Source organism: Blastococcus saxobsidens (assembly GCF_010682065.1).
GTDB lineage: Bacteria > Actinomycetota > Actinomycetes > Mycobacteriales > Geodermatophilaceae > Blastococcus > Blastococcus saxobsidens_B.
In genome coordinates this window covers 20411-37007 of sequence record NZ_JAAGWG010000007.1, presented here as the reverse complement: position 1 = coordinate 37007, position 16597 = coordinate 20411, and the positions used below count along the sequence as shown (strand labels likewise).

The window sequence follows — 16597 nt, the reverse complement described above, 5'->3', positions numbered from 1 at the left end:
CCCCTACTGCGAGGAGACCCGCGCATGACCACGACCCCGACGGTGCGCAAGCTCTCCTACTCGCGCGCCATCAACGAAGCCCTGGCCGAGGAGTTGGCCCGCGACGAGCGGGTCTTCATCATGGGGCAGGACGTGGGCGCCTTCGGCGGCGCGTTCGGCGTGACCCGAGGGCTGCACGCCCGGTTCGGCGGCGAGCGGGTCATCGACACGCCGATCTCGGAGATGTTCCTGGTCGGCGGGGGTGTGGGGGCGGCCATCACCGGACTGCGACCGGTGGTGGAGATGCAGTACGCCGACTTCCTCTGGAACGCCGGCGACGAGATCGTCGGCAAGATGTCCAAGTGGCGTTACATGCACGGTGGCCTGTTCACCGTGCCGATGGTGCTGCGCCTCCCCGAGGGTGCAGCCGGCGGCGCGGGCCCCGAGCACTCGACCTGCCCGGAGGCCGCCCTGCTCGCGGCCGCCGGCTCCTACATCGTGATCCCCTCGACGCCCTATGACGCGAAGGGCCTGCTGAAGTCGGCCATCCGGGACGACAACCCGGTCGCCTACTTCGAGCACAAGGGCATGTACGGCCTCAAGGGCGAGGTGCCGGAGGAGGAGTACACCATCCCCCTCGGCCAGGCCGACCTGAAGCGGGTGGGGGACGACGTCAGCATCATCACCTGGGGACGGATGGTGCACCGGGCACTGGAGGCCGCGGAGACGGCGGCTGCCGACGGCATCTCCGTGGAGGTCCTCGATCTCCGGTGCCTGCGACCGCTGGACGTCGCCGCCATCGTGGCGACCGTCGAGAAGACCGGGCGGGTGATCATCTCGCACGAGGCCGGCAAGACCGGCGGCGGTGGCGGGGAGATCGCCGCCATCATCGCCGAGGAGTGCATCACCAGCCTCGAGGCGCCCGTCCGCCGGATCTGCGGCATCGAGACGCCGGTACCGCAGAGCACCCACCTCGAGCAGTACGTCGTCCCGACGGCGGAGGACCTGGGCGCCGCCATCACGGACATCGCCCGGTACTGAGACGCACGACGTCAGGAGCTCTCGCATGATCACGGACACCACCACCTCGCCGGACGTCGCCGAGCTGACCGCCCGCACCAGGACGTTCGTCCGGGAGCACGTGCTGCCGGTCGACGACCGCTTCCGCGGGGACATCGAGGCCGCGGGCGGGGACGACTGCCGCCGGCGCCTCCAGCAGGAGGCGCGCGACCGCGGCCTGCTGGCGCCGCACGCGCCGACCGACTGCGGCGGCCTCGGCCTCGGCATGGTCGACCGGTCGCCGGTGTTCGAGGAGGCGGGCTACTCGGTCCTCGGACCGACGGCGCTGAACATCGCGGCCCCGGACGAGGGGAACGTGCATCTGCTGGCGGTGGTCGCCGACCAGGAGCAACGGCAGCGCTTCCTGCAGCCGCTGGCGCGGGGAGAGGTGCGCTCGGCGTTCGCCATGACCGAGCCCGCGCCCGGCGCCGGGTCCGACCCGTCGGCTCTCGCCACCACGGCCGTCGGTGACGGCCGGGGCTGGCGCATCCGCGGCCGGAAGTGGTTCATCACCGGGGCCGACGGCGCCGGCTTCTTCATCGTCATGGCCCGCACCTCCGGTGTGCCGGGTGACCGCGGCGGCGCCACGATGTTCCTGGTGCCGGGTGACGCCCCCGGCCTCACCGTCGAGCGGCACATCGGCACGCTGGACCGCTCCATGGTCGGAGGGCACTGCGAGGTGCGCTTCGAGGACGTGCGCGTGGAGCCGGAGGACGTGCTGGGCGCGGTGGACGCCGGCTTCCAGTACGCGCAGGTGCGACTCGGCCCGGCCCGCATGACGCACGTGATGCGCTGGCTGGGGGCAGCGCGGCGGGCGCACGACGTGGCGCTCCTCCAGGCGGCCGATCGCCAGGTGTTCGGCGGCCGCCTGGCGGACCAGGGCATGGCCCAGCAGGCGATCGCCGACAACGAGATCGACATCGCCGCCACGAGGGCGCTGCTCATGGACGCGTGCCGCGCCCTGGACGCCGGATCCCGGGCGGCCGACGAGACGTCCATCGCCAAGACGTTCGCCGCCGAGGCCATCTTCCGCGTGGTCGACCGGTCCATGCAGTTGTGCGGCGGAGCCGGCGTCTCCGACGACCTGCCCGTCGCGCGCATCTTCCGGGAGGTGCGGCCGTTCCGGATCTACGACGGCCCGTCCGAGGTGCACCGGTGGGCCATCGCGCGACGTGCGGTCGCCCGGGCCCTGAAGGAGGCCGGGCGTGCATGACGTCGTCGACCCCGCACCTGTGCTGGCGGAGTTCCTCGAGCGCGCCGGTGTGCCGCTCAGCGGACCGCTGCACGTGGCGCTCATCAGCGGGGGCCGGTCCAACCTGACCTACGGCGTCACCGACGGCGCCTCCCGGTGGGTCGTGCGACGGCCTCCGGTGTCGGGTCTCACCCCCTCGGCCCATGACATGGTGCGCGAGTGGCGGGTCACGAGTGCGCTCCAGGGCACGGCGGTGCCGGTACCGCGGGCGGTGGCGCTGTGCGAGGACCCGTCGGTGCTCGGCGCCCCGTTCACGGTGGTGGAGCACGTCGACGGGCTCGTGGTGCGCGACCGGGCGGACCTGTCGGCGCTCTCCGATGACGACGTCCGCGCCGTCGTCCACAGCCTGGTGCGCACGCTGGCCGATCTGCACGCGGTCGATCCGGGGAGTGTCGGCCTCGCGAGCTTCGGCAGGCCGCACGGCTTCCTCGGCCGGCAGGTGGAGCTCTGGCTCGCGCAGTGGCAGCGGGTGGGCACCCAGGACCTGCCGGGGGTCGCCGAGCTGCACCGCCGGCTGTCCCAGCGCCTGCCGGCGTCCGACCGGGCGGCCATCGTGCACGGCGACTACCGCATCGACAACACCATCCTGGACGCCGGGCAGCCCGCCGTCGTCCGGGCCGTCATCGACTGGGAGCTGTCCACCCTCGGTGACCCGTTCACCGACGTGGCGCTGATGTGCGTCTACCGGCACCCGTCCTTCGACCTGGTGCTCGGGCAGGAAGCGGCCTGGGCGAGCCCGCGCATGCCCTCGGCCGACGACCTGGCCGAGGCCTACGCCCGAGCGTCGGGGCAGGACCTGCCGGACTGGCCGTTCTACCTGGGGCTGGCCTACCTCAAGCTCGCCGTGATCAGCGAGGGCATCGCCTTCCGTGCCCAGCAGGGCTCGGACGCGGGAGGTGGCTCCAGCGCGGCGGGGGCCACGCCGGCGCTGGTCGAGGCCGGGCTCGCCGCACTGGGCTGACCCCCGACCGGCCGGGACGCGTCGTCCCGCATCCCTGACCGAGCACCGAGCACCGAGCACCGAGCACCGAGCGCACGCGGAGGAGAACCATGGGGTACCGGCGCACCGCATGGGAGATCGAGGTCTTGCGCACGACCCTCTCCGACGTGGAGTTCGTCGGAGGTGAGTCCCTGAGCGTCGACTTCCTCACCCGTCCCGAGACCGTGCGGGACATCCTGCCCGTGGAACTCGACCCGGGCGCCGAGCCCCTGCTGACCGTGCAGGTCAGCAGGTGGCGGAGCAACTGCGTCGGCGACTTCGCGGCCTCGGCGGTCTACGTGAGCGCCCGCCACGACGGCGTGCCCGGCGCCTACGTGCTCAGATGTTCATGGATTCCGACGTGCCCATGCTGTTCGGGCGCGAGCTGTACGGCGAACCGAAGAAGATCGGCACGTCGTCCCTCTGGCGCAACGACGGCCACATGACCGGCACCCTGGACCGACACGGCAGGCGGCTGATCGAGCTGGAGGCGGACCTGGGCGAGGACCGCGGCCCCACCACCGTCCTCGGACGCAACTTCAACGTGAAGTACGAGCTGGCTCCGGACGCCTCCACGTTGACCGGCCCGCCCACGCTCATGGTGGCGGAGTTCGCCCAGCGCACCAGCGTCAGGCGCAAGGGGCCGGCCACCCTGCGCCTGACGGGCACCGTCCACGACCCGTTGCACGAGCTCGAGGTGCTCGAGCTGCGCGACGCCGTCTACGTGGAGACGGGGATGAAGGCCACCTGCTCCCCGGTGGCACGGATGGACGCCGACGCATTCCTGCCGCTCGCGCTGGGTCGTTCCGACTTCTGGCCCGCGCTGGCCACGGCCCGCCTTCCCGCCTGACCCGGCTGCCCGGCCGAGGCGTCCCTCAGTGCGCCGCGGGAAGCGCGGCCGCCCCGGTGGGCTCTGGCAGGGAGGCGGTCCCGGTGCCCACTCCGTCGATCAGGAAGCTCCAGAACTGCCGGGCGATGTCCTGCGGCCGCAGCTGCCCCCCGCTGCGGTACCACTGGTAGGCCCAGTTGCACATGCCGAAGGTCGCGAGCGTCACCAGGCGGACGTCCACCTCGCGGAAGACCCCGCGGCGCATCCCCGTGGCGAACAGCTCCTCGACCATGGCCTCGTACTGGTCCCGCTTGCTGCGGATCCCGGGCCGCGCGTCGGCCGGCAGCTCCCGGTGGTGCTCGAAGAAGACCCGGACGTGCCCGCGATGGGTCTCCATCAGATCGAGGATGTCCGTCATGGCGCCGAGCAGCAGGTGCTCCGGGGGCATCCCCGTCTTGGTCCGCTGCTCGTGCCGCGTGAGGAGGAGGTCGATGAACTCCTCGTGGATGGCCTGGAGGATCTCGTCCTTGCTCGGGAAGTAGTGGTACAGCGTCGGCTTCGCGACCCCGATCTCCCGGGCGATGTCGTCCATGGTGGTGCTCGAGTAGCTGCTCTTGTCGAACAGGCCGGCTGCCTCGGTGACGATCTGCTGCCGCCGCTGGGAAGCCGACATCCTCCGGCGCGTCGCGCGCAGGGAGGCGTTGCTCGTGGTCATGTCTGCGGGTACCTCCGGTGCTGCTTCGGAACTCGAGGGTGCGGTCCACCGTGTGCGGCGGGCGTCTGCCTCCCATGACGGTATGCCCCCGTCTGGCGGTGCGTAGCCGCGTCACCCCGAGGAGTCAGCTCGACCGCGGGAAGACGGCCGCCTTGATCACCGTGGGGTCATCCGCGGACGCGGCGATCGCCGTGCCGGTGTCCGGCAGGTCGAAACGGTGGCTGACCAGGTCCCGCAGGCGGGCCCGTCCGGTGACCAGGTGCTCCACGGCCAGCCGGAAGTCGTCGTCGGTGTAGGCGAAGGACGCGCGGACGTCGACGTCCCCCAGCGGCCACGGCAGGCCGGCGTCGCCCAGCCCGAGGAGGGTGAGGGTGCCACCCGGCTCCAGGTGCTCGAGGGCCCCGGTGACGGCGGGCACGACACCCGAGGTGTCGACCACCACCGAGAACCGGTCGGCCGGGGCCCCGGCGAGCTCCTCGGCGCTCAGCGCGCGCGCTCCGAGCCGGGCCGCGGCCCGGCGCCGCTCCTCCCGGGGCTCGACGGCGACCACGTCCGTCGTGCCGGCCGCGCGGGCCGCCGCGATGACGCACAGGCCGACGGAGCCGGCGCCCACCACGAGGAGGCGGGTCCTCGGGTCGACGTCCCCCCGTCGGACCGCGTGCACGGCGACGGCCAAGGGCTCGGCCCACAGCAGTTCGTCGGGGGGGACGTCGGCCGGCACGGGGATCACGTCCGCACCGACGACGGCGTCCGGCACCACCACCCGGTCGGCGAAGCCGCCGGGGCGCCCGTACCCCATGGTTCGGGCCCGCGAGCCGGCGCACAGGTAGGGCTTGTCCGCAGCGCAGTAGGGGCAGTCCCCGCAGGACCCGGCGGTGCGGACGGCAACGCGGGTGCCCACGTCCAGCCCGTCGACGTCCGCGCCGACCCGCTCCACGACGGCGGAGATCTCGTGGCCGAGCACCTGCCCGGGCTCGACGTAGTGACCGTGCAGGTAGCTCGCGACGTCCGACCCGCAGATGCCGCACGCCTCGACCCGGAGGAGGACGTCCGAACGGCGCAGCTCGGGCTGCGGCGCCGTGCGAAGTTCCAGCCGGGCGATGTCGGCGTAGGCCATCGACCGCGTGGTGGGGGTCATGTCAGTGCATCTCCTCGCCGCCGGTGACGTTCAGGGCCTCGCCGGTCACGAACGACGCCTCGGGGGAGGCCAGGTAGGCGACGGCCGAGGCGACGTCCTCGGGCCGACCGAGACGCCGGACCGGGATGCCGCGGTGCAGCCGTGCCCGGAACTCCTCCTCGCTCCGGCCGGACGCCTTGGAGAACGTCTCGTAGACGCCGCCCTTCACGGCGAGCAGCGGTGTGTCGATCGTGCCCGGGCAGACCGCGTTGACGGTGATGCCCTTCTCGCCGAGCTCCGCGGCGAGGCTCTGCGTGAGCCCGATGACGGCGAACTTGGCCGCGCAGTAGGCCGCCAGGTAGGGGATGCCCGTCTTGGCCGCCTGGGAGGCGATCGTGATGATGCGGCCCCCCGCGGCGCCGTCCACCATCGTCCTCGCCGCCTCCCGGGCGAACAGGAAGGCGCCGGTCGCCATGACGTCGATGTTCACCTGCCAGTCCCGCAGGGACAGCTCGACCACCGGCCTGAGGCCGATCCCGAGCCCCGCGCAGTTCACGGCGACGTCGACGCGCCCCCATTCCTGCCGGGCGCGCCCGAACAAGGATGCGACCTGGGCCTCGTCCGTGACATCGCAGGCGGCGACGCCGAGCACGTCCGGTCCGTGGGCCGCCGCGAGGTCGTCCAGGTCGCCGGGCGGCGCCACCTCGTAGTCGGGATGGCTCTCCAGCGGGCGTCCCACGTCGGACGCGAGCACCCGGTACCCGTCCTCGAGCAGCCGTTCGACGCAGGCGCGCCCGATGCTGCCCGCCCGGCCGGCGCCGGCGACCACGGCGACGCCGCCTGTGGGGGACTGGGAGGTGGTCATCGCGTTCCATCCGATCCGACGGTCCGGTGCAGGGCATCGGCGAGGGCGGCGGAGCCGCTCGTCGCCACGAGCCGGGTGAGGTCGCGCGGGCCGACGACCGTGAGTTCGCGCTGGACGACCTCGGTCACGCTCGGGGGGTCCACCTCGGCGTCGGGGAGGCAGACCACGCCGCCGCGGTCGACCGCCCGGACGGCGCTGCGGGCGGCGGCGAGCGCCAGGACCGCAGGCGCCCTGCCGTTGTCCGTCGTCGCCGCCAGCGTCTCCCGGATCCCGGGGTCGCGGGCGTCAGCGATGGCGAGGACGGGGCCGGGGTGCACGAGCCCGACGAGCTCCCGGACGGGGGTGGGATCGGCGGTGGACAGCACCAGCACCGTCGAGTGCGGGGGGAGGCCCGCGGCGCGCACGGCCGACAAGCCGGTCAACCAGGCGGCGACCGGTCGCTGGCCGGCGCCGTCGACGGTCACCAGCTCGGGGCCGGCCTCGCGTGGCCGGGAGCACCAGTAGGACCGCCCGGCCTGGCACGGCGGGCATGCGCCGCAGGCCCGGTCGACCACGGTGACGGTGGAGCCGGCCACCCGGTAGCCCACGCCCCGTGCAGAACTGCTCCTCATCGAGCACCTCTCTCTACCGACTGGTCGGCCGGTCAGCCCAACCTAGGAGGCCGGGCGGCGAGGGGTCAAGACCGGATGCCGTGCCGCCGGGCCCGCCCCGTGGCACGGAGGCTTTGCGCAGCGGGTGCGACGCCCGTCACGAGCCGCTCGACGGCCCGTCGGCGGTCCTACGCTGGCAGCGTGCCGACCAGCCAGCCGCCCGCGGATGCCCACGACCCGGGTGCCGTTCCGGCCACCGGGCCCGACGGCACGCCGGCCGGACCCGTCGTCCGCCCCGCCCCCCACCGGTGGCTCTGGTACGCGCTCGGCGGCCGGCTGCCGGCACGGCACCGTGGCTGGGTCCTGCACGACACGACGACCCGCACCTGGGGGCTCCGCCACATCGCCCGCATGCTCGTCCAGATGGCCGTGCCGATCGCGCTGGTCCTCTTTTTCCTGCCGGCTCCGTGGCAGCTGCGCGTGGCCGTCGCCGGCGGCGGCATCTTCCTCGGGCTGATCTACTCGCTGGCCTACATGCCGGAGACGACGGAGAACCGGGTGGTCAAGGCCGGCTACCCGGCGGGCACCGCCACCGCGTACCGCGACCGCGCCGCGCAGCTGCGCGACGACCGGGACCGGGTCCGCCGCCGGGCCGCCGCCGCCAAGCGCGCCGCCCGCTACCGGGAGCGCCAGGGACGCTGACGCGGAAGGCCCCGGCCACCCCTGGAGGGGTGGCCGGGGCCTTCCGTCGCGTGCCCCCGGCAGGATTCGAACCTGCGCCCCTGCCTCCGGAGGGCAGTGCTCTCTCCCCTGAGCTACGGGGGCTCGGGGCAGGGATGAAGTTACCAGCCCGGGACGACGGCCCGGACGGCGGCTCCCTGCCGCGCCGGGCTCACGGTGCGGGGAGGGGCGTGCCGCCGCGGGCGGTGAGCATGTCGGTCATCGTCTCGGTCTCGACGCCCTGCGACTGCTGGATCGAGCGGGCCAGATCGCGCACCGCCTGGACGTCGGCGTGCTCGGCGGCGTGGTCGGCCATGTCGAAGCCACCCTGGTGGTGGCGGATCATGAGCCGGAGGAACTCGACGTCGAACTCGGTGCCCGTCAGGCTCCGCAGCTCGGCCAGCTCCTCCTCGGTGGCCATGCCCGGCATGAGCGCGCCGGGCGCCATGTCCATGCCGGCCATGTCGTGACCACCGTGCTCGCCCGCGGGCATCCAGGCCATCGTCTCCCCGCCGGTCAGCGGCACCCCCCACAGCACCAGCCAGCCCTGCATCCGGCCGGCCTGGTTGGTCTGGGTGGCCGAGATGTCGAAGGCGAGTGATTCGACCTCCGGGTCCTCGCTGCGCTCCGCGACGAGGTTGGCCATCTCGACCCCCTGCAGGTGGTGCCGGGACATGTCGCGGGCGAAGCCGGCGTCGACCGAGTCCGCCGCGGGCTGCTCGTCCCGGCCGATCCCGAGCGCGACCGCCACCCCGCCGCCGAGCAGCACCAGCCCGACCGCGATGACGGCGAGCAGGGCGGTGCGCAGCGGCCGGCGGCCCGGGCCGGCGGGGGTGGTCACGAGGTCCTCCTGGACGGCGGGGGCGTGGGTCAGGACGCGGGGGTCTGGTCGGCGCCGGCCGGGGCGGACGACTCGGCCGGCGCGGCGGCGTCGTCGCTCTCCAGGAGCGGGGCGGCCAGGAAGTCCGGCCGCTCGCAGGTGGCGCCCGGCTCCGGGAAGCTGTCGGCCTTGTAGGTCATCAGGTCGGCGAACTGCTTGATCCGCTCGTCGTCGACGCTGTCGACCTTCAGCTGCTCGCCCCACGACTGCAGGCTGATGGGGGAGTCGAGGCCCTCGTACGGCGACATCAGGCGGCCGGAGACGCCGTCCACCAGCTCGGCGAGCGTGTCGATCTCCGCGTCGGAGAGCGCGTCGGGGTCGTAGGTGAACCAGACCGCGCCGTGCTCCAGGCTGTGCACCGCGTTCTCGTGCCGGATGTCGACGTCGTAGACGGTGCCGGTGCAGTCGGCCCACATGTTGGCGTGCGGCCCACCGACCGGCGGGGACTCCGGGTACTCGATCGGCCCGTCGTCGTGCTGCCCGCCCTCGTAGTCGAAGACCTCGGCGCCGGCGATCTCGTCGATCGACTCCACCTTCGACGCATCGGCCTTGCGCACCTCGATGACCGCGTAGGTGATGACGGCGGCGGCGAACACGACGACCGCGATCGCCGCGGCGATCAGCCCCCACGGCCGCTGCTGGGCCACGACCTGCGTCGGGGGCCTCGTGCGCCCGCCCTTGCCCCGGCCGCCGGCGCCCGCCCCGGAGCGGGACGACCCGCCGCCGGTCGCGCGGGACTTGTCGGGCGTGCGGTCCTTGGCCAAGGCCTCTCCTCGATGCGGGGCGCGTGCGCGCGTGTGCCGTGGACCCGGTTCCGGGTCCTCGTACCGGCCGCGAGTCTAGGTCGCGGGCCTGTGCATCAGCTGGTAGCCGGACGATCCGAGGCGGTCAGTACGCTCGCCCGGTGACACCGGAGCAGCTTCAGGACGTCGTTCGTACCGCCGTGGGCGCGGTGGTCGAGCGAGGCGAGCTGGCCGTCGCGGTACCGGCCGACGTCGTGATCGAGCGGCCCCGGAACCCGGAGCACGGGGACTACGCCACCAACATCGCCCTCCGGCTGGCCAAGCCGGCCGGCCGCCCCCCGCGTGACGTGGCGGGTCTGGTGGCCGAGGAGCTGCGCGCGCACGCGGGCATCGCCGCCGTCGACATCGCCGGGCCGGGCTTCCTCAACATCACCCTCGCTCAGGGCGCGCTGGGGAAGATCGCGGTCGACGCGGTCACCGCGGGGGAGGCCTACGGCCGCACCGGCACCCTGTCCGGGCAGAAGCTGAACCTGGAGTTCGTGTCGGCCAACCCGACCGGCCCGGTGCACATCGGCGGCACCCGGTGGGCGGCCGTGGGCGACGCACTCGGCCGGCTGCTGGAGGCCAGCGGCGCCTCGGTGACGCGGGAGTACTACTTCAACGACGCGGGCGCGCAGATCGACCGCTTCGCGCTGAGCCTCCTGGCCGCCGCTCACGGCCGGCCGGTGCCCGAGGACGGCTACGCCGGCGACTACATCGGCGAGATCGCCCAGCAGGTCGTCGACGCCGAGCCCGGCCTGCTGGAGCGGCCCGAGGCCGAGCAGCAGGAGCGCTTCCGGATCAGCGGCGTCGAGCTGATGTTCGCCGAGATCAAGCGGACGCTGGCCGACTTCGGCGTCGTCTTCGACGTGTACTTCAGCGAGCGCACCCTGCACGAGACGGGCGCGCTGGAGAAGGCGATCACCCGGCTGCGGGGGAACGGCCACGTGTACGAGGCCGACGGCGCGGTGTGGCTGCGGACCACCGACTTCGGCGACGACAAGGACCGCCCGCTGATCAAGAGCGACGGCGCCCCGACCTACTTCGCCGCCGACTGCGCCTACTACCTGGACAAGCGCGACCGCGGCTTCGACAAGGTCGTGATCATGCTCGGCGCCGACCACGCCGGCTACGTCGGCCGGTACAAGGCGCTGGCCGCCGCCGTGGGTGACGACCCCGAGGCCACCCTGGAGATCCTGCTCGGCCAGCTGGTGAACCTGGTCAAGGACGGCCAGCCGGTGCGGATGAGCAAGCGCGCCGGCACCGTCGTCCTGCTGGAGGACCTGGTCGAGGCCGTCGGCGCCGACGCCGCCCGGTACGCCCTGGCCCGTGCCTCGGTCGACCAGATGATCGACCTCGACCTGGACCTGTGGAGCCGGCAGACCAACGACAACCCGGTCTTCTACGTCCAGTACGCGCACGCCCGGATCTCCTCCGTGCTGCGCAACGCCGCCGACCTCGGGCTGGCCCTCGGCGAGGCCGCGGACGTCGACGTCGCGCAGCTGACCCACGAGCGGGAGAACGACCTCCTGCGGGCGCTCGGCGAGTTCCCGCGCGTCCTGGTCGCCGCGGCGGAGCTGCGCGCCCCGCACCGGGTGGCCCGGTACCTGGAGGAGCTGGCCGGCACCTACCACCGGTTCTACGACTCCTGCCGCGTGCTCCCGCGCGGTGACGAGGAGGCGACCGCGCTGACGACCGCCCGCCTGTGGGTGTGTGCCGCCACCGCCGTGGTGCTGCGCAACGGCCTATCCGTGCTCGGTGTCAGCGCGCCGGAGCGGATGTGATGCGGGCGCACCCGGCGGGGCCGCTGCACGGCAACATCTCGCCGCCGTCGGCCGCCGGCGCCCCGCCGGCCGAGCTGGGCGCGCTCGACCCGCAGGTCTGGCCGCGCTCGGCGCGGCGGATCGACGGCGAGCTGCACCTCGCCGGCCGCCCGGTCACCGACCTGGCCCGCGCGCACGGCACCCCGCTGTTCGTGCTGGACGAGGAGGACTTCCGCGGTCGCGCCGCCGAGTTCGCCGACGCCTTCGCCGACGCCGACGTGCACTACGCCTCCAAGGCGTTCCTCTGCGGCCAGGTCGCGCGCTGGATCGCCGACGACGGGCTGCACCTGGACGCCTGCAGCGGCAACGAGCTGGCGCTGGCGCTGGCGGCCGGCTTCCCGGCGGAGCGCATCGCGCTGCACGGCAACAACAAGTCCCTCGTCGAGCTGCAGCTGGCGGTCGACTCCGGGATCGGGCACGTGGTGCTCGACTCCTTCGACGAGATCGACCGGCTGGTCCCGCTGGCCGCCGCCCGGGTCGCGGCCGGTGGCAGCCCGGTGCCCTGCCTCATCCGCACCACCGTCGGCATCGAGGCGCACACCCACGAGTTCATCGCCACCGCGCACGAGGACCAGAAGTTCGGGTTCTCCCTCGCCACCGGCGATGCCCTGGAGGCCGCCCGCCGCGTGATCGGGCAGCCGGCGCTGCGCCTGGCCGGGCTGCACAGCCACATCGGCTCGCAGATCTTCGACACCGCCGGCTTCGAGGCCGCCGCGCACCGCGTCGTCGGTCTGCTGGGCGCGGTCCGCGACGCGACCGGCGTCGTGCTGGCCGAGCTCAACCTCGGCGGCGGCTTCGGCATCGCCTACCTGCCCGACGACGACCCGATCAGCCCCGCCGACGTCGCCGGGCGGCTGCGCTCCGTCGTCGCCGCGGAGTGCGCGGAGCTCGGCCTGCCGGTGCCGAGGCTGGCGGTCGAGCCGGGCCGCGCGATCGCCGGTCCCGGCACGGTCACCCTCTACGAGATCGGCACCATCAAGCCGGTCCGCCTGGGCGCCTCCGGCGCGCCGGGCACCCCGTCGGTGCGCAACTACGTCTCGGTCGACGGCGGGATGAGCGACAACATCCGCACCGCCCTCTACGACGCCAGCTACACCTGTGTGCTGGCCAACCGCAGCTCCGACGCCCCACCCGCCCTGTGCCGGGTCGTGGGCAAGCACTGCGAGAGCGGCGACATCCTCGTCCGCGACCTGTGGCTGCCCTCGGACGTCCAGCCCGGTGACCTGCTCGCGGTCGCCGCGACCGGCGCCTACTGCTGGTCGATGGCGAGCAACTACAACTACCTGCTCAAGCCACCGGTGGTCGCCGTCCGGGACGGCGTCGCGACCGAGATCGTGCGACGTCAGACACTGTCCGACGTGTTCGCCCTCGACGCGGTCCTCGCCGACCACCCCGCCCCATCGCCGGCCATCGACCAGCCGGCGCCCGAGCACCCTGCGGGAGCGACCTCGTGAACGGACCCCTCAAGGTGGCGCTGCTCGGCTGCGGCACCGTCGGCAGCGCGGTGCTCCGCGCGCTGCAGGAGCAGGCCGACGACCTGGGGGCCCGCATCGGCCGCCCGGTGGAGGTGGCCGGCGTCGCCGTCCGCCGCCCGTCGCACCACCCGGACGTCCCGGCGCACCTGCTCACGACCGACGCCCACGAGCTCGTCGCGCGGGACGACGTCGACCTCGTCGTCGAGGTGATCGGTGGCATCGAGCCGGCCCGCTCCCTGATGCTCGCCGCCTTCGAGGCCGGCAAGTCCGTGGTCAGCGCCAACAAGGCGCTGCTGGCCGAGGACGGCGTCGCCCTGCACGACGCGGCCGCGAAGGCCGGCGTGGACCTGTACTACGAGGCCGCCGTGGCCGGGGCGATCCCGATCCTGCGCCCGCTGCGGGAGTCGCTGGTCGGCGACCAGCTCTCCCGCATCGTCGGCATCGTCAACGGGACGACGAACTACATCCTCTCGCGCATGGCCGAGACCGGGGCCGGGTTCGGCGAGGCGCTGGCCGAGGCCACCGAGCTCGGCTACGCCGAGGCCGACCCCACCGCCGACGTCGACGGGTTCGACGCCGCCGCGAAGGCCGCCATCCTCGCCTCGCTGGCCTTCCACACCCCGGTGGCCGCGGCCGACGTGCACCGCGAGGGCATCGCCACGGTCACCGCCACCGACGTCGCCCGCGCCGCGGAGATCGGCTGCACCGTGAAGCTGCTGGCCATCTGCGAGCGGGTGCCCGGCAACGGTGACGGCAACGGCGACTCCGTGGCCGTCCGGGTGCACCCGGCGATGATCCCGACGACGCACCCGCTGGCCTCGGTCGGTGGCGCGTTCAACGCCGTCTTCGTCGAGGCCGAGGCGGCCGGGCAGCTGATGTTCTACGGCCAGGGGGCCGGCGGTGAGCCGACCGCCAGCGCCGTCCTCGGCGACCTGGTGGCCGTGGCGCGCAACCGCGTCACCGGCGCCCCGGGCCCGGGAGTCACCGGGTACGCCAACCTCGCCGTCCGCCCGATGGCGGAGACGCCGACCCGGTACCACGTCAGCCTGGACGTGGCGGACAAGCCGGGTGTGCTGGCGGCGGTCGCGCAGGAGTTCGCCCAGCACGGGGTGAGCATCTCGACCGTGCGCCAGACCGGCCGCGGCGACGCCGCCACGCTGGTCATCGTCACCCACAGCGCCCCCGACGCGGCGCTGTCGGCCACCATCGGCGCACTGCGGGAGATGCCCGCCGTCCGGGGCGTCACCAGCGTGCTGCGCGTGGAAGGGCTCTCATGACCGTGTCGTCCGTCGTCTCCCCGGGGTGGCCCGGTCTCATCGAGGCCTACCGCTCCCGGCTGCCCGTCAGCGACAGCACCCCGGTGGTGACCCTGCACGAGGGCGCGACGCCGCTGGTGCCCGCCCGGGAGCTCTCCCGGCGCACCGGCTGCGAGGTCTACCTCAAGGTCGAGGGCGCCAACCCGACCGGCTCCTTCAAGGACCGCGGGATGACGATGGCCATCACCAAGGCCGCCGAGGAGGGTGCCAAGGCGGTCATCTGCGCCTCCACCGGCAACACCAGCGCGAGCGCGGCGGCCTACGCGGTGCGCGCCGGGCTGGTCTGCGCCGTCCTGGTGCCGCAGGGCAAGATCGCGATGGGCAAGCTCGCCCAGGCGCTGGTGCACGGCGCCAAGCTGCTCCAGGTCGACGGCAACTTCGACGACTGCCTGGCGCTGGCCAGCAAGCTGGCCATCGACTACCCGGTCAGCCTGGTCAACAGCGTGAACCAGTTCCGCATCGAGGGCCAGAAGACGGCGTCCTTCGAGATCGTCGACGTGCTGGGCGACGCCCCGGACATCCACTGCCTCCCGGTGGGCAACGCCGGCAACATCACCGCCTACTGGCAGGGCTACCGCGAGTACTGCGCGGACTCCGCGACCCCGGGGCCGGCCACGCACACCCCGCGGATGTGGGGCTTCCAGGCCGCCGGTGCCGCCCCCATCGTCACCGGTCACGTGGTGGAGAACCCCAGCACGATCGCCACGGCCATCCGGATCGGCAACCCCGCCTCCTGGACCAAGGCGCTGGCCGCCCGCGACGAGTCCGGCGGTCGCATCGACGCCGTCACCGACCGCGCGATCCTCTCGGCCTACCGGTTGCTGGCGCGGACCGAGGCGGTCTTCGTCGAGCCGGCGTCGGCGGCGTCGGTCGCCGGCCTGCTCCAGGTGCACGCCGCCGGCGAGCTCGAGCCGGGCCAGCGGATCGTCTGCACGGTCACCGGCAACGGTCTCAAGGACCCCGAGTGGGCCATCTCCGGCGCCCCCGCACCGGTCACCGTCCCGGTCGACGCCGCCGCTGCGGCGGCCCAGCTGGGCCTGTGACGCACCCGCACGGGGACGGCGTCCGGGTGCGGGTGCCCGCGACCAGCGCGAACCTCGGGCCCGCCTTCGACTGCGCCGGCCTGGCGCTGACCTGCCACGACGACGTCGGGTTCAGCGTCGCCGCGGACGGCCTGGAGGTCGCGATGACCGGGGAGGGCGCGCACTCGCTGCCCACCGGCGAGGACCACCTCGTCGTCCGGTCCTTCCGTGCCGCCTGCGCCGAGCTGGGCTGGGCGCCGCCCGGCCTCCGCGTCGTGGCCGAGAACCGGATCCCGCAGGGGCGCGGGATGGGCTCGTCCGCCGCCGCCGTGGTGGCCGGCGTGGTGGGTGCCTGGGCGCTGTGCCCCGACGTCGACGAGGTCGACACCGCCGCGGTGCTGCGGCTGGTGACCGAGCTCGAGGGCCATCCCGACAACGTCGCGGCCTGCCTGCTGGGCGGGGCGGTGCTGTCCTGGATGGAGGACGGCGGCGCGCGGGCACACCGGCTGGACGTCGACCGGCGGATCGTGCCGCTCGTGCTGGTCCCGGCCGGGACGCTGTCGACCCACGTCGCGCGCGGGCTGCTGCCCGAGGTCGTGCCGCACCGGGACGCCGCGCACAACGCCGGCCGCGCCGCCCTGCTCACCGCCGCCCTGACGCAGGCCCCGGAGCTGCTGCTCCCCGCCACCGACGACCGGCTGCACCAGCGCCAGCGCGGGACGGCCATGCCCGCGTCCCTCGAGCTGGTCGACCGGTTGCGCGACCGCGGACTGGCGGCGGTCGTCTCCGGTGCCGGGCCGAGCGTGCTGGTGCTGGCCGACGGCTCGGCCGGCGACCCGCTGCCCGCCGTCCTCGAGGCGACCCCCGAGGACTGGGACGTCCGGGCGCTCGACGTCGACCCCGCGGGGGCCTGCGTGTCCGGTGGGACGGGGGAGATATCGTCTCGGTAACGGGGAACACACTGGAAACCACCGGTGTTGTCCTGCCTGTGAGCTGCGTCTAGGCTCACGGCGTAGCCGCCCACTCGGGCGAGCCTCGCGCGGGGCCGAAGCAGACGATCGAATCTCTTCGCCGCTGATCCGCCTCGCACCTCTCAACCCGTTCTCCCGTTGCGCTCCCGCTCCCGAGCCGGTCCGCAGGGATGCGGGGAACCCCTGCGCCGATACGGCGCAGGTCACCGCAGGGAAGGACCTG

15 protein-coding genes, 1 tRNA gene and 1 pseudogene are annotated in these 16597 nt (G+C 73.8%); 10 read left to right on the top strand and 7 right to left on the bottom strand.

Annotated features, from left to right (window positions below):
• Positions 1 to 24: 24 nt before the first annotated feature.
• The 4 genes and pseudogenes from GCU60_RS05515 to GCU60_RS20130 all read left to right on the top strand — a co-directional run bounded on the left by GCU60_RS05515 (position 25) and on the right by GCU60_RS20130 (position 4119).
• Positions 25 to 1020 (top strand): alpha-ketoacid dehydrogenase subunit beta, encoded by a 996-nt coding sequence (locus GCU60_RS05515; protein ID WP_204261498.1) that lies wholly within the window; start codon positions 25 to 27, stop codon positions 1018 to 1020.
• A gap of 25 nt (positions 1021 to 1045) precedes the next feature.
• Positions 1046 to 2251 carry an acyl-CoA dehydrogenase family protein gene (locus GCU60_RS05510; protein WP_163203020.1) on the top strand — a complete coding sequence of 402 codons (1206 nt, stop codon included), beginning with the start codon at positions 1046 to 1048 and terminating at the stop codon, positions 2249 to 2251.
• Positions 2244 to 3251: a phosphotransferase gene (locus GCU60_RS05505; protein ID WP_163203018.1), complete on the top strand. Its 1008-nt coding sequence runs from the start codon at positions 2244 to 2246 to the stop codon at positions 3249 to 3251. Before GCU60_RS05510 ends, GCU60_RS05505 begins: the two co-directional genes overlap by 8 nt.
• Before the next feature lie 89 nt (positions 3252 to 3340).
• A pseudogene (locus GCU60_RS20130) lies at positions 3341 to 4119 on the top strand (acetoacetate decarboxylase family protein).
• Between the two features lie 25 nt (positions 4120 to 4144).
• Here the strand turns inward: GCU60_RS20130 and GCU60_RS05490 are convergent.
• The 4 genes from GCU60_RS05490 to GCU60_RS05475 form a co-directional block, all read right to left on the bottom strand.
• A complete protein-coding gene (locus GCU60_RS05490) occupies positions 4145 to 4813 on the bottom strand; it encodes a TetR/AcrR family transcriptional regulator (protein WP_163203012.1) in 669 nt (222 codons plus the stop codon).
• A gap of 124 nt (positions 4814 to 4937) precedes the next feature.
• Positions 4938 to 5951, bottom strand: coding sequence for a zinc-dependent alcohol dehydrogenase (locus GCU60_RS05485; RefSeq protein ID WP_163203010.1), 1014 nt, complete (start codon positions 5949 to 5951; stop codon positions 4938 to 4940).
• Position 5952: 1 nt separating this feature from the next.
• A complete protein-coding gene (locus GCU60_RS05480; protein WP_163203008.1) occupies positions 5953 to 6795 on the bottom strand; it encodes an SDR family NAD(P)-dependent oxidoreductase in 843 nt (280 codons plus the stop codon).
• Positions 6792 to 7406, bottom strand: a complete 615-nt coding sequence (locus tag GCU60_RS05475) for a hypothetical protein (protein ID WP_163203006.1) — start codon at positions 7404 to 7406, stop codon at positions 6792 to 6794. Before GCU60_RS05475 ends, GCU60_RS05480 begins: the two co-directional genes overlap by 4 nt.
• Before the next feature lie 180 nt (positions 7407 to 7586).
• Between GCU60_RS05475 and GCU60_RS20920 the strand changes: the two genes are divergently transcribed.
• The gene (locus GCU60_RS20920) at positions 7587 to 8087 is read left to right on the top strand and encodes a DUF5313 family protein (protein WP_345770410.1); all 501 of its coding nucleotides are present in this window, start codon (positions 7587 to 7589) and stop codon (positions 8085 to 8087) included.
• Positions 8088 to 8138: 51 nt separating this feature from the next.
• Here GCU60_RS20920 and GCU60_RS05465 read toward each other — a convergent pair.
• The 3 genes from GCU60_RS05465 to GCU60_RS05455 all read right to left on the bottom strand — a co-directional run bounded on the left by GCU60_RS05465 (position 8139) and on the right by GCU60_RS05455 (position 9749).
• Positions 8139 to 8210 (bottom strand) — tRNA-Arg (locus GCU60_RS05465).
• A 67-nt stretch (positions 8211 to 8277) separates the two neighbouring features.
• A complete protein-coding gene (locus GCU60_RS05460; RefSeq protein ID WP_163203002.1) occupies positions 8278 to 8946 on the bottom strand; it encodes a DUF305 domain-containing protein in 669 nt (222 codons plus the stop codon).
• Between the two features lie 29 nt (positions 8947 to 8975).
• The gene (locus tag GCU60_RS05455; RefSeq protein ID WP_163203001.1) at positions 8976 to 9749 is read right to left on the bottom strand and encodes a DUF3105 domain-containing protein; all 774 of its coding nucleotides are present in this window, start codon (positions 9747 to 9749) and stop codon (positions 8976 to 8978) included.
• A gap of 140 nt (positions 9750 to 9889) precedes the next feature.
• On the opposite strand from GCU60_RS05455, the gene argS reads away from it, so the two are divergent.
• From argS to thrB, 5 genes are read left to right on the top strand one after another with little or no spacing between them, the layout of a single operon-like run.
• The gene (gene argS, locus GCU60_RS05450; RefSeq protein WP_163202999.1) at positions 9890 to 11551 is read left to right on the top strand and encodes an arginine--tRNA ligase; all 1662 of its coding nucleotides are present in this window, start codon (positions 9890 to 9892) and stop codon (positions 11549 to 11551) included.
• Positions 11551 to 13044 carry a diaminopimelate decarboxylase gene (lysA, locus tag GCU60_RS05445; protein WP_163202997.1) on the top strand — a complete coding sequence of 498 codons (1494 nt, stop codon included), beginning with the start codon at positions 11551 to 11553 and terminating at the stop codon, positions 13042 to 13044. The genes argS and lysA overlap by 1 nt, the downstream gene beginning before the upstream one ends.
• Entirely contained in the window at positions 13041 to 14342 is a 1302-nt protein-coding gene (locus tag GCU60_RS05440; protein WP_163202995.1) for a homoserine dehydrogenase, read from the top strand. Before lysA ends, GCU60_RS05440 begins: the two co-directional genes overlap by 4 nt.
• A complete protein-coding gene (thrC, locus tag GCU60_RS05435) occupies positions 14339 to 15424 on the top strand; it encodes a threonine synthase (RefSeq protein WP_163202993.1) in 1086 nt (361 codons plus the stop codon). The genes GCU60_RS05440 and thrC overlap by 4 nt, the downstream gene beginning before the upstream one ends.
• Positions 15421 to 16353, top strand: a complete 933-nt coding sequence (gene thrB, locus GCU60_RS05430; RefSeq protein WP_163202991.1) for a homoserine kinase — start codon at positions 15421 to 15423, stop codon at positions 16351 to 16353. Before thrC ends, thrB begins: the two co-directional genes overlap by 4 nt.
• Positions 16354 to 16597: the final 244 nt, after the last annotated feature.